We start from the raw sequence: 13,456 nt of genomic DNA, 5'->3' as shown, positions 1-13,456 counted from the left end.
CGGCGTCCTTGTTCAGCGGCTTTGTTCAACTTCGACAAGCGCACAGGCGATGTCCCGTTGCGCAAGCAGAAAGCCCAGTTCTGTTGCTTCGACGTCGAGACGTGCGACTTCGTTCAGCACGGCCTGCCCTCGCGTGCCCTTGCCAACCGCCGCGAGCGCCCGCGCCCGTGCCACGAAGAACGCGGAGAAGCGCGACGGCTCACGGCGAGCATAGGCTTCGAGCGCGTCGGCATGATGCAGGGCGGCGTCCCAGCGACGATGATCGATACAGGCGTCGATGGCATCGCGCCGGAACAGGAAGTGATTGTGACTGACCGCGCCGGCCGCGAGCACGGCCTCGCCTTCCGCAAGCGCCTGGTCAAGTTGGTCCGGATCGCGGGTCACGCGGGCAAGCGTGCCGAGATAACTCGCGCCGAGATAGGCCATGCCGGTTTCCCGGCTGATAGCCAGCGCCGCGTCGATATCCTCCAGCGCCTCACGCCGCCTTCCCGCCACGCGCTGCAACTCGGCGCGCAGCGCCAGCGCCTCGCCTTCGAAGCGTCTCGACTTGAGTTCCAGCGCGCAGTGCAACGCAGGTTCGACATGCTCCCATGCGCGCGCCCACTCCGCGCGATCGTGCAGGCAGTGCCAGGCCGCGTGATGCGCGACAGCAAGCGCCCGCAGATGCCCCACCTTCTCCGCCGCGGCGATGCTGGCCAGCGCGGCATCGAGTCCGCCGCGCGCGTCGCCGGTGAACCAGGCCGTGATGGCACGCATCGGGCGGTTGGCGACTTCGATCCGGCCAAAGCCGTGGCGTTCGCATAGCTCGATGCAGCGGCTGAACGCATCGTGTGCGCTGATCAGGCGGCCGCGCAGGTATTCGCCGTCGCCCAGCCCGCCGAGCGCGGCCGCTTCCTGTTCGGGGTCGGCGGCGGCGCGGGCGAGCGCGAGACTCTGGCCGTGTTCTCGCACGCAACCGTCGCTGTCGCCGCGCGGGAAACACAGGTTGCCCCGCAGGAAATGAATGCGCGCGGCCTGCGGCAGCAAGCCCTGGGCATCCGCGACGAGAGCGGCCTCATCGAGGTCGGCCCAGGCGCCTTCGAGATCATCGATGACCCGCTTCACGGTCGCGCGTCCGATCAACGCCTGGCAGCGCTCGGCGTCCGTCGCGGCATCGGCGAGCGCGGCTTCGAACGATGCCAGCGCCGACGTCATGTCGCCGGCATCATGCAGGACCGTGCCGCGCAGACACGCCAGCGCCACGCGATCGGCCGCGGCGCGCGCCTGCTGCAAGCCGCGTTCGACGAGCCGCAACGCCACTTCGTAGCGGTATGCGGCCGCCTGGGCGCGCGCGGCGTCGCAGTATGCGCGCGGCGCCTCGCGGTCCGCTGCGCGATCGAGATGTTCGGCGCGCAGGATCAGGTCATGTTCGCCGTACCACTGTGCCGCGCGGCGATGCCACTCGCGGCGGCGGCTTTTCAGCAGGCCGTCATAGACGGCATCGCGAATCAGCGCGTGATGAAAGATGAAGCCCGTGCCCTCGCGGCGCAGCAGGAGTGACGCGGTGAGCGGTTCCAGCGCGGCCGATGCGCCATCGACGAGATGGTCCAGCACGTCGCTCTCGACCCACTGGCCCAGCACCGACGCCGCCTGCAAGGCGGTCCTGTCGGCGGGATCGAGCCGGTCCAGGCGCGCTTGCACGAGACTTCGCACCGTGCCGGGAACGCCGGTGGTCTCGTCATCCTGCGCATTGTCGAGCAGTTGTTCGAGAAACAGCGGATTGCCCGCTGCCCGCGCCATGCAGCGCTCCGCGACATCCTTCGACGCCGCCGGGAACGCGCGCGCCATTCGCTCGGCTTCGTCAGCGCTGAGCGGCGCGAGATCCATCTGCAACGCGCGCGCGCTGAACGCTTCGGGCCAGGACAGGTCGTGTGCGGGTCGCACTGTCATCGCCAGCATGACGGGACACGTGCACGCCGCCTCCGACAGCATGGCAAGATCGCGTCGCGTCGAAACATCCGACCAGTGCGTGTCTTCGACGAAGATCAGCCGGGGACACTCGTGCGCGGCGCGCTGCAAGAGATCGCGCAACACATTGGCTCGGCCACGCAGACGCATCGCGCTGTCCATGGCCTCAAAGACCGTGCGCTCATCGAGCGTCATCGGCATGTCGAGCAGGTCCTTGATGAACGGCGCGTCCTCGCCTTCGATCGCGCCGCTGGTCTGCGCGTCGCTTGCTTCTTCGAGTGCGAGCAAGCCGCGCACGATCGATTGCAACGCGCCGCGCCCCATGGCCGCACCGAAGTCGAGCACGAGGCCGCCATGCACGGCAAATCCTGCTTCGGCAGCATCGCGTTTCCACTCTTCGAGCAGGCGTGTCTTGCCGAGCCCGGCTTCGCCGCTGAGTATGACCGTCCGTCCTTGTCCGCTCGCCCGGCACGCCGCGAGCATGTCGCGAAACTGGCGCAGTTCGTCATCGCGGCCGACGAACGGTCGCACGGATTGCGTGGCATGCCGCAAGCCCGCAAGGCACCACGCCGCAACCGGCTCCGCGAAGCCTTTCACGCTCAGGGCCGCGCGCGCGACGCAATCGAAACGCTCGCCCAATGCACGCCGCACGCCTTCCGAGATCAGCACTTCCCCGCGACCGGCCGCGCCGGTGAGGCGCGCGGCAAGGTTGACGGTCTCGCCGGTCACGGTGTACGCGCGATGGGTCGCGCCACCGGTGCCGCTCGCCACGACCTCGCCGCCCGCAATGCCGATGTGTACCGCCAGCGGCCAATCGGGTTCGCGGTCCAGCGCCGGCATGGCGTCGAGGATCGAGAGCGCCGCGCGCACCGCGCGTTCGACATCGTTGCCATGCGAGACCGGCGCGCCGAACACGGCCATGCTGGAATCGCCGATATGTTTGTCGACGTGACCGCCATGCTGCTCGACGATGCGGTCTACCTGCTCGAAGTAACGGTCGAGCACCGCGACGACTTCCTCCGCATCCACCGAGCGGCTCATTTCAGTGAAGCCGCACAGATCGGCGAACAGCACCGTCACCTGACGCCGCTCGCCCAACTTCGCGCATGAGACGTCATCGTGAGCACGCAGGTCGGCCAGTGCATCGAGCAGCTTGCGGCGATGTCCCACGGACACGACGCCCAGATCCTTGAGATCATCCGCGGTCAGATGGCGCAGCACATCGGCGTCGATGGCGTTCTCGCGGAACACCGTCACGTAACGTTCCATGCCAAGGCCGTGCAGCCAGAGCGCGATGTCCATCGTCCCTCCCGCCAGGAAGGCATACGCACCCTTTCAACATAGCAGGTTCTGACTGCCGAGCCCCTGTCGTCTGGCACGGCGTGCAGCAGGCATCATTATTGCCGCGACATCCGGGCGCTCCAGTCAGCGCCATTGCTGAGCACTATGGCAAGCTGATATGAAGATTCGCGCTGGCGCCAAAGCCCGCAAAGGAGAGAACCAATGGGACGCGAAAACCAGCAGGCTTTTCTACAGGGCACCGACGCGCACCTGGCATCCGCGAATGAACAAGTTCAGCGCCATACCGACCTCGTACAGAAGTTGATCAAGAACGGCTACAACGCAACTTCCGCCATCCGGTTGCTGAACCTGTTTCTCAGCCTGCGGCAGGAAATGATCGGCTATGGAAACTCGAGCGCTGCCGTGCTCAAGGAAGCAGAACGCCGCCACCTGCCGACGGACGCAAGCAAGGCAATGCGATGACACTCGCCCGGCATTGCTTCCTTCAACATTAATGACAAATTCATTTCGGCCAATACGTTATCTTGACGTCCACCCTTGCATGAGCATGGGTGAGTTCTCTTCGTATTTGAATCGCGGATAAAACGTGCAAATTCGTTTTGCCCTTCTTGTCCGACTGAATTCATTTCAATCAGGATATCCAAATGGCTCTTTCGCAGGTTCTGACGGCTTACGATTTACTGGATAGCGCGATTGTCACCGGCACGGACGCCGTTGCCTTGTTCAACCCTTATCAAAGCCTGGGTGTCGTCGCGACGAGCACGTCCGTGGCGGACGACCAGCCCGGCACGCAGCCCAGCTGGATCACGTATTTCGTCAAGGTGCTGATCCCCGGCCTCACGGGCAAGACCTTGGGCGGAACGTCGCCCACGCTCGGCATTAACGGCCGAAGCGGCTGCACGGGCGCGCGCCCGCAGCAGATCGGCATGGTCTCGGACGCGGACGGCCCCATCAGCGGACTTGCGGCAGCGCTCAAGCTCGCCGACATGAAAGCCAAAGGCGACGACCTCCCCGGCGATGTGATCGTCACCTTCCATATCAGTCCGCAAGGCTATATCGACAACTCGAAGACACCGCCCATGATGGCGCTGCCGGTGTCGAACGCCACCATGAACCAGTATGAAGTCGACGCCGACATGGATGCCATTCTTTCGGTGGACGCGTCCAAGGCGAACTACCTCAGCAAGCAGCGCGGCTTCGCCCTTTCACCCACGGCGAAGAGCGGCTACGTGCTGAAAATGAGCGCCGATCTCATCGACATCATGGAGTCCACTACGGGCCGCCACGCGTTCACGTTCCCGCTGGCCATCCAGGACATCACGCCTTACGACAACGGCATCAGCCACTTCAACAGCATCATGCAGCCGAGCGTCGCGACTGCCGCGCCGGTGGTCGGCGTCGCCATCACGGCGGAATCGCCGGTTTCCGGTGCGGCGCTCAACGCCAATCACGAAAGTGACCTGGCAGAGGCCGTGCAGTTCTGCATCGCTACGGCGAAGGCCTTCACGTCGGGAACCTGCCAGTTCTACGACGCGAACGAATACGACGCGCTGGTGCAGCGCTATGGTTCGCTGAGCGTCTTTCAGACCGAAGGCAATGTGGCCTGAACAAGCGTGGGCGGTGATCGTCGCTGAGGTCTTGCTCAGGCCGAGAGTTTCTTCATTTCAGCGATGAGATCCGCCTTGCCTTCGAAGCCGATACCCGGCAAATCCGGCATGGTCACGAAGCCATTCTCCACCTTGACGCCATCCGGAAAGCCGCCATAAGGCTGGAACAGGTCCGGATAACTTTCATTGCCGCCCAGGCCCAGGCCCGCGGCAATGTTCAGCGACATCTGGTGCCCGCCGTGAGGAATGCAGCGCGTGCGCGACCAGCCATGTTGACGCAGCATGTCCAGCGTGCGCAGATATTCGACGAGTCCATAACTCAGCGCGCAATCGAATTGCAGCCAGTCGCGGTCCGCGCGCATGCCGCCGTATCGAATCAGATTGCGTGCATCCTGCATCGAGAACAGGTTCTCTCCCGTTGCCATCGGCTTGTCGTAGTAGTTGCGCAGCGTGGCCTGCAATTCGAAATCGAGCGGATCGCCTGCTTCCTCGTACCAGAACAGATCGTATTGCGAGAGCGCTTTCGCATACTGCACGGCCGTGTCGAGGTCGAAGCGGCCGTTGGCATCGACGGCAAGTTTCTGTCCGTCCTGCAGCACGCTCAGGATCGAGTCGATACGCCGCAGATCCTCGTCGAGCGATCCGCCGCCAATCTTCTTCTTCACCACCGTATAGCCCCGGTCGAGATAGCTGCGCATCTCGTCCTTCAGCTTGCCGTGGTCCTGGCCCGGATAGTAGTAACCGCCCGCCGCATACACGAAGACCTTGCGATCCGGCTGGCCGTTGCCATAGCGGTCCGCGAGCAGCTGGAACAAGGGCTTGCCTTCGATCTTCGCGACCGCGTCCCACACCGCCATGTCGATCGTGCCGATGGCAACAGACCGCTCACCATGACCGCCGGGCTTCTCGTTGGTGAACATCGTCGCCCAGATCTTGTGCGGGTCGAGGTTATCGCCCGCGTCGTTCACGAGCGCGGCGGCATCGGCTTCGAGAATGCGCGGAATGAAGCGCTCGCGCATCAGCTTGCCCTGACCGTAGCGGCCATTCGAATTGAAGCCGTATCCGACGACCGGCTTGCCGTCGCGCATCACGTCGGTGATGACCGCGACGAGACTCAGCGTCATCTTGCTGAAGTCGATGTAGGCGTTGCGGATGGACGAACTGATCGGGACGGTTTTCTCGCGAATCTCGACGATTTTCATGTACGTGCTCCAGGGCATTCGACGGGAGGCCAGCATAACCTCGAAAACCGCTGCTAAACTTCACTTCCATTCATTTCATTTTTCACATCGAGTGAATACTGAAACTCAAGCCGCGAGCGATTTCGAGTTCTTTATCCTGCTGGCGAAGCTTCGCAGCCTGTCGGGTGCGGCGCGCGCACTGGATCTGTCGCCGCCGGCTGCCACCAAGCGGCTCAGCGTCATCGAACAGCGGCTGGGCGTGCGTCTCGTGAACCGGACCACGCGCAGTGTGAGCCTGACGCCGGAAGGCGAGACCTATCTGCGCCATGCGTTGCAGATCGTCGGGCAGATTCGCGAGATGGAAGAGGAAATCGCCGGCGCCACGCGCGACCCTCAGGGTCTGCTGCGTATCAACGCGACGCTGGGTTTTGGACGAACGACGATTGCGCCGATCGTGTCCGAGTTCGTGAGGAAATTCCCGAGCGTCGAAGTCCAGTTCGAAGTCACCGACCGGCCTGTCGATCTGATCGAAGGCGCCTTCGACATGGCGATCCGCTTCGGCGAATTACCGGACAGCCGTCTGAGCGCGCGGCGCATCATGAGCAATCGGCGCTTTCTGTGTGCGTCGCCGAAATATCTCGACCGGCATGGAAGACCGGAGCGGGTTGAAGATCTGGCGAATCATCGCTGCATCATCCATCGGCAAAACGACGATGCGTACGGTGTGTGGCGCTACATCGTGAACGATCACATCGAGGCGATCAAGGTCAAGGGCGCGCTGTCGAGCAATGACGGCGATATCGTCCTGCGCTGGGCGCTGGACGGCCACGGCATTCTGATCCGGTCCGAGTGGGACCTGGCGAAGTACCTGCAGAGCGGCCGGCTGCATCTCGTGCTGCCCAACACCGTCCTGCCTTCCGCCGATCTGTTCGTCTACTACGCGCGGCAGAGAAACCAGACGGCTCGCGCGCGGGCGTTCATCGACTTCCTGGTCAGCCGGTTTCAGGCGCCGTTCACGCCGGTGGATGTCGGCGTCGATCAGCGCGCACGGAAGCGGCGCGGTCCGCGCGGCGCGAAAGCCTGACGCGATCCGGCCGCCTGTGCACTTTTACTGCGATTGACCCGAGTTCAGCTTCCTCTGGGCGTTCTGAAGATCCTGCGGATAGTTCGGGTCATTGGCCCGTCCGGGGTTATAGCCCGCGTCTTCCAGCTTCTTCAGTTCGGCGTTCTTCTTGGCGCGCGCCTGTTTTCTCGCGGCCTTCTTTTCTGCCTTGGTGGCGGGCGCGGCCGGGGCTGCGCCGGTGGCGGCCGAACCGTTGTCCTGACCGTAGGAGAGCGGAGCCGCCGATACCCCGACGACACCAATGACGAGTGACGCAACAACGCTTGCCAGGCTGGTTCTCACGTTTGATTCTCCGTTCGTTTGAGGTGAAGAAAGCGTCGCGCCCAGTATAAGCGTGGAATGCATCAATATGCCCGATACCTGCTACCCACTACTTCGCGATGCGCGCCGGCACGGTCGCGAACAGCAGGTTCAGGCCTTCGGTCAAGGTGGGATGCGCGATCGGCGCGTCGCGCAGCACGGTATAGGGCAGTTTGCCTAGCATCGCGATCTGCACGGTTGCCACCACTTCGCCTGCTTCGCTTCCGAACATCGTGAAACCGAGGATCTCGTCCGACTCGGCCGCGATCAGCGCCTTCATGAAGCCGCGCGTATCCGAGTTGGTGCGAGCGCGCGGGACGGCTGCCATCGGCAGTTTCGCCACACGTACAGCGATGCCTTTCTGCGCCGCTTCCGTTTCGTTCAAGCCGATACGGCCAAGCTCCGGCTCGATGAAGAGCGCATACGGAATTTCGCGCCCGCGCGTGGTCCGGGCCTCGCCGCGAAGCTGTGCGCTCAGCACGCGATAGTCGTCGAAGGAGGCGTGCGTGAACATCGGCGTGCCGGCGGCTTCACCGATCGCATACACGTTGGACGCCGTGGTCCGCAGCTTCTCATCCACCTTGATGAAACCACGACTGTCGAGTTCGACGCCTGCGAGTTCCAGCCCGATATCCTTCGTGTTCGGAATGCGTCCCGTCGCAGCGAGGATATGCGTGCCCTCGATGTGCTCTCCGTTCGCGAGCTTCACGCGCACCGGATCGCGCGAATCGCCGGATCGCCCGGACACCGACTCGATCTCGACATTCAAGCGAACATCGATGCCATCCTCGTTCAGCGCGGAGGCAATCGCTTCGCTGACATCGGCGTCCTCGCGCATCGCCACGCGCGGTTCCTTCTGCAAGACGGTCACGCGCGCGCCGAGCCGCAGGAACGCCTGCGCCATTTCCAGCCCGATATAACCGCCGCCGATCACGATCAGATGCCCGGGAATCTCGTCGATGCGAATGGCTTCGACGTGCGTCAGCGGATCCGCTTCGCGCAAGCCGGGCACGGAAGGAATGGCCGCATGCGTGCCGGTATTGATGAACACGTGCTCGCCTTCGAGCACGCGGACGCCGCCATCGTTGAGATCCACGTGAATCCTGCGCGGCCCGACAAAGCGGCCTTCACCCAGAATCAGGTCGAAGCCTGCCTGGATGAAGCTGTTGAGATTGACATCGACGAGCGCGTCCACCACGCCCTTCACGCGGCTGCTGACGCGCTTCATGTCGATGCGCGGCTCACCCACTTCGACACCGAACGCACCCGCATGCCGCACCGTATGCGCGACCCGCGCGCTGCGGATCAGCGCCTTGGTGGGAATGCAGGCCACGTTGATGCACGATCCGCCGATCATGCCGCGCTCGACCACGGCAACGCGCTTTCCCGCCTTGGCCAGTTCCGTCGCGAGCGATTTTCCGCCCTTGCCGCCGCCGAGAAACAGATACTCGACCTGCTCGATGTTCTGCATGATGAACTCCAGACAAGCATCCACGATCCGGCGTCTTTCATGGCCGGGCTGAAGGCCATGTTAAGGAAGCTTGCCCGGCGTGACATGCTTCAGAAGCTCACAATCGCTCGCGATCGTCTCAATCGGGCGTGGCTAATCGCCTTACGTCAGTCGAATAGGTCGAGCATTCATCAGAATTCCATCCGCGCATTCACCGATACCGTGCGCGGCTCGCCCGGCTGGATATAGTCCGCGTACTGGTAATCCCAATAGCGATGGTTGGTCAGATTGTCGATGGCCGCACGCACGCCGACCGTATGACCCGCGACCCGAGTCGTGTAAGTCGCACCGAGACTGTAGAGCATGTAGCCGGGCACCTTGATGTCGCCGGCGGGACGCAGGCTGATATTGCCCGTGAACTTGGCGCCCGCGCCGAGCGTGAGGCCCGGCACGACGGGCACCGCGTAATTCACGTGCGCCGCCGCGACGAAGCCCGGTGCGCCCGCCACGCGATTGCCGTCGAAATCCGAGCCCTTCTTGTATTTGGTCGCGATCCACATGACATCGCCGCCGACGGTCCAGTCGCGCCCGATACGCACGTCCGTGCCGGCTTCGACACCCTGGAACACCGACTCGCCGTCTTCCACGAGGACGTTGTCGCTGTTCGCGTACTGCGCGCCCCGCTCGATGCGGAACAGCGCGGCCGTCGCGCTCCAGCGTTCGTTTTGCGTCTTCACGCCGACTTCGTACTGTTTGCTGCGCAGCGGGTTGAGCACCGCGCCCGAGTTGGCGTAGGTCGTGCCGACCACGTTGCCTGCCTCGAGCGACTCGACATAGCTCGCGTAAAACGTCGTGCCGGGCGTGAGCTTGTACATCAGCGCAACGGAAGGCGTCGCTACGCCGTTCTTCGAATAGGTCGAGGTCGTGGAGCCGTCGAGGCCGTAGCCATGTTGCTCGTAGTTCGTGAAGCGCACGCCGCCGAGCACGGACCAGCGTGACGTCAGCGCAATGGTGTCGCTCGCGAACAGCGCCTTCTGCACGATATCCGCGTTGCGGTACGTGTAGAAGCCGGAGCTGTCGTAGCGATTGACGTTCGGCTGATAGAGATTGCCGGTGCCGATCTGATCGTAGAACGAGTTCGCGGTGTTGTCGCTCGTCTGCTTCTGGTAAGACGCGCCGAACACCAGCTGATGCGCGAACGGCCCGGTCTTCACGAGGCCTTCCGCCATGACCTGCCACTGGTTCAGCTGATGCCCTTCCTTGCCTTCGAAGCGCGTGTCGTCATAGTCGCCCGCCAGATCCGTCAGATAGAAGGTGCTTTCGTTGCGATAGCGCGTGCTCTTGCTGAAGCTGTAGCTCGCGGTGACCGTCCAGTCCTGGTTGAGGTGGTAGCGCAGGCCGGCCGTGTAGATCTGCAAGTTGGTGTTCAGATGCTGGTCCGGCGTGACCAGCGTGCTGCTGCCGCCGCTCAGCGGCACGGGCAGCGCATTGCCGACGCCCGTCAGTTGCGCCGTCGAAATCGACGTGGTGATGCCCGACGCATGACGTTCCTGATACAACGCGCCGAAGGTGGCGGTCAGATCGCGGGTGAGGCGCGCATCGGCGGCGAGCGAGAACGAGTCGCGGCGGATATTGCCGTCGTTATAGGTCTTGCCTTCCTCATGTGTCGCATTGAAGCGATAGCCGAACATGTTGTCCGGTCCCACGCGACCGCCGACATCCAGATGCTCGCTCCACACATTGGTGGACGCATAGCCGACATCGACGCTCATGATCCGCTTGTCGCCGACAGGCGGCTTCTTCGTCACGTAGTTCACCACGCCGCCCGGCGCGCCGAAGCCGTACATGAAGCCCGACAGCCCCTTCAGCAACTGCACGCTTTCGAGCTGCTCGTAGGGCATGGTGATGCCGTACGAGTTGATCTGCTGACCGTCGATACGAAAGCCGTTCTGCCAGTCGAGCTGCATGCCCCGCACCGTGATGTAGCTCGCCCACGCGTTGTACGGGTTGCTGTTGTCGGACACCGAGGCGTCCTGCGCGAAGACGTCGCCGAGCTTTTTGGCCTGGCGGTCAGCGAGATCCTCGCCGGTGACGATGGTCGTCGAATACGGCGTGTCCAGTTGCGAGCGGTTGCCGAGCGCGCCGGTCGCGACATCGTCATGCAGGTGCTGGCCCTGGTCGCTGTCGGTCTTGGCCTTCACGGCAATGGCGGGAAGCGTTGCTTCAGCGGGCGCGGGCGCGGCGTTCTCCTGCGCCAGCGCGGGCTGGATGCCCGCGAAGAGCAGAAGAACCGCACCAGTGGAGGGCCGCAAGGTCCAACTGCCGCGTCTGGCGGCATCGCGCGCTGCTGAAGTCATCTAATTCCCAGTGGTCGAGTTCATCAAATGCGAACCATTCGCATTTGCGAAGCGCGATTCTGACGAATTAGAAGGCGTTTGTAAACAGCTGTCTCAAAGGTTCGCCACGGCGATTCCGCGTTCCCGTTCGAACGCCTCCTGCGCGGGCGCGCCGGGCGGATGGACGCCGCGCGAGCGATAGTAGTCCGCGTACTGACTGCAGAACGCGTACACGCGCCTCAGTTCATCCACTGCGCGCTCATGAAGATCGACGCGGATGTTCACGGCGTCGAGCGAGTCCGATGCGCTCACCAGCAGCGCGCCCGAGCGCTCCGCCAGCGGCCTGCTGCCGTTGCTCTGACCGCCGGCATCGCGCCCCGCTTCGAGCGCGCGCAGCAGGCGCTGTTCGAAAGGCTCGGCGGCGCCGTGCTCGTAGGTTTCCGCCATCGCGAGAACCACCGGTTCGCCGCTCAGCACGTTGCCCATCGCCACGAAGCCGTCACCCACGCAATGCCCTGCCCAGCCCCGCGTGTGTTCGCCGGTGTGGCAGGCGGCGCGTCCATCCTCCGAAATCGTGCCGATCTGCCGGTAGGAGGCGAAATCGTCGTCGCGCACCAGCGCGTCGGTGACGTAGCGTGCCGAATGCCCGAGCTTCAGCAGATTCAGCGCGAGCGCGTTGTTGGTCGTGCGCACGAACGCCTGGCTCATCGTCACGCCCGCATGACGATGCAGGCCATCGCACCATTGGCCGACCGCCACCGAGTAGGTTGCGATAGCCATGCCGAAACGGCCCGTTTCACGGCACCGGGCCAGAATGCTATAAGTCATCGATTTTCCTTGAACAGAGAGACAACACTTCAGACCGCTGCAACATCGGCGGCTTCCTTCGAATGCTTCGTCTCGGGCAGCCAGAACAGCACGAAGCTCGTGAAGAACAGGCAGATCACGACGTACCACGCCGCGGGCATGATGTCCGCGCTGACGCCGACAAAGTAAGTGGACACGAATTGCGCGACCACGCCCGACAACGCCACGCCCAGGCTGTAGATGATCGCCATGCCGGTGGCTCGCGCGGACGCCGGGAACAGTTCAGTCATGCTGCCGATCGCGGTCGCGCCGCCGAACGCGGCCAGTGCCGCGAGCACGCCTTCGACGACCAGCAGGCGTGCGAGCGTCGGATCGTGCTTCAGCCAGACGAACAGCGGCACGACCACGACGATCACCAGCACGCGCGAGATCCAGATCACCGGCTTGCGGCCCACGATGTCCGACACATGGCCGCCGAGCGGGCTGACGACAAAGCCGGCGATACCCGTCACGACGCCTGCGAGGACTGCGTCGGCCTGTGACATGCCGAGCGATTTCATCGCGATGATCGGCAGCGAGAACAGGATGATGAAGTTGGCCGAGGTGCCGCCGAAGGTCAGCAGCGTGCCGAGCGTGAGCTCCTTCACATGGCTGCGCAGGATGCCGCCGAGCGTCTGCTTCTGCCGTAGCGTCTCCCCGACATGCAGCGTTTCGTTGATGCGCAAGCGAATGTAGATGCCGACCGGCGCGATGATGGTGCCCATCAGGAACACGGTGCGCCATCCCCATGATGCGAGTGCGAGCGGATCGAGATAGCGCGACAGCAATGCGCTGACGATCGCACCGAACGCAATGCCCAGGCTCTGGCTCGCGAACTGGAAGCTGCCGAAGAAGCCGCGCCGGTGCGGGCCTGCATATTCGACCAGCAACGCCGTCGATGCGCCGACTTCCCCGCCCGCCGAGATGCCTTGCAGGATGCGCGAGAACAGGATCAGGAGCGGCGCCCAGATGCCGATGGTTTCATAGGTCGGCGCAAGGCCGATCAGCGCGGAACTCAGCGCCATCATGCCCACCGTGAGCGTCAATGCCGCCTTGCGGCCGATCTTGTCCGCATACGCGCCGATCAGCACGCCGCCCAGCGGCCGGAAGAAGTAGCCGATAGCGAACGTTCCAGTCGACATCACGAGCTGGAACAAGGGGCTCAAGGTCGGAAAATACAGCTTGCCCAGCAGCACCGCGAAGAAGTTATAAGCGGTGAAGTCGAAGAATTCGAGCGCGTTGCCGATCGTCGTCGCGACGATCACTTCCGTGCCCGATACCTTGCGGGGCACGGTCCCGAGCGTCTTGTCGGCAGCATCCATTGCAGTGTTCATGTTCGATCCATTCTGGCGTTTCATTGAAGT

At 63.6% G+C, this 13,456-nt stretch carries 10 protein-coding genes; 3 read left to right on the top strand and 7 right to left on the bottom strand.

From position 1 onward, the window contains the following. Positions 1-12: 12 nt before the first annotated feature. Complete coding sequence (locus QCE64_RS15275; RefSeq protein WP_310004624.1) at positions 13-3,249, bottom strand: adenylate/guanylate cyclase domain-containing protein; 3,237 nt, start codon at positions 3,247-3,249, stop codon at positions 13-15. A gap of 201 nt (positions 3,250-3,450) precedes the next feature. Here QCE64_RS15275 and QCE64_RS15270 point away from each other — a divergent pair, with 201 nt between their 5' ends. Together QCE64_RS15270 and QCE64_RS15265 are read left to right on the top strand one after the other, a co-directional pair. Beyond that, positions 3,451-3,711, top strand: coding sequence for a hypothetical protein (locus QCE64_RS15270; RefSeq protein ID WP_310004622.1), 261 nt, complete (start codon positions 3,451-3,453; stop codon positions 3,709-3,711). 182 nt (positions 3,712-3,893) lie between these two features. Then, positions 3,894-4,856 (top strand): DUF1177 domain-containing protein, encoded by a 963-nt coding sequence (locus tag QCE64_RS15265; RefSeq protein ID WP_309922385.1) that lies wholly within the window; start codon positions 3,894-3,896, stop codon positions 4,854-4,856. A 35-nt stretch (positions 4,857-4,891) separates the two neighbouring features. Here the strand turns inward: QCE64_RS15265 and QCE64_RS15260 are convergent, their stop codons facing one another. Beyond that, positions 4,892-6,058, bottom strand: a complete 1,167-nt coding sequence (locus QCE64_RS15260; RefSeq protein WP_310004621.1) for a mandelate racemase/muconate lactonizing enzyme family protein — start codon at positions 6,056-6,058, stop codon at positions 4,892-4,894. 91 nt (positions 6,059-6,149) lie between these two features. Between QCE64_RS15260 and QCE64_RS15255 the strand changes: the two genes are divergently transcribed. Beyond that, positions 6,150-7,121: a LysR family transcriptional regulator gene (locus QCE64_RS15255; protein WP_309922391.1), complete on the top strand. Its 972-nt coding sequence runs from the start codon at positions 6,150-6,152 to the stop codon at positions 7,119-7,121. A 24-nt stretch (positions 7,122-7,145) separates the two neighbouring features. Here the strand turns inward: QCE64_RS15255 and QCE64_RS15250 are convergent, their stop codons facing one another. The 5 genes from QCE64_RS15250 to QCE64_RS15230 form a co-directional block, all read right to left on the bottom strand. Next, the gene (locus tag QCE64_RS15250) at positions 7,146-7,442 is read right to left on the bottom strand and encodes a hypothetical protein (RefSeq protein WP_404987380.1); all 297 of its coding nucleotides are present in this window, start codon (positions 7,440-7,442) and stop codon (positions 7,146-7,148) included. A gap of 88 nt (positions 7,443-7,530) precedes the next feature. After that, positions 7,531-8,931 carry an FAD-dependent oxidoreductase gene (locus tag QCE64_RS15245; RefSeq protein ID WP_310004620.1) on the bottom strand — a complete coding sequence of 467 codons (1,401 nt, stop codon included), beginning with the start codon at positions 8,929-8,931 and terminating at the stop codon, positions 7,531-7,533. A gap of 170 nt (positions 8,932-9,101) precedes the next feature. Further along, positions 9,102-11,267, bottom strand: coding sequence for a TonB-dependent receptor (locus QCE64_RS15240; RefSeq protein WP_310004619.1), 2,166 nt, complete (start codon positions 11,265-11,267; stop codon positions 9,102-9,104). A 93-nt stretch (positions 11,268-11,360) separates the two neighbouring features. Next, positions 11,361-12,074, bottom strand: coding sequence for a DUF1028 domain-containing protein (locus QCE64_RS15235; protein WP_309932616.1), 714 nt, complete (start codon positions 12,072-12,074; stop codon positions 11,361-11,363). A 29-nt stretch (positions 12,075-12,103) separates the two neighbouring features. Next, a complete protein-coding gene (locus QCE64_RS15230) occupies positions 12,104-13,426 on the bottom strand; it encodes an MFS transporter (RefSeq protein WP_309932617.1) in 1,323 nt (440 codons plus the stop codon). Positions 13,427-13,456: the final 30 nt, after the last annotated feature.

Origin of the sequence: Caballeronia sp. LZ043 (genome assembly GCF_031451075.1) — a bacterium.
In the GTDB taxonomy this organism is placed as follows: Bacteria; Pseudomonadota; Gammaproteobacteria; order Burkholderiales; family Burkholderiaceae; genus Caballeronia.
The sequence above is the reverse complement of the archived record's forward strand: the minus strand, read 5'-3'. Positions and strand labels throughout refer to the sequence as shown.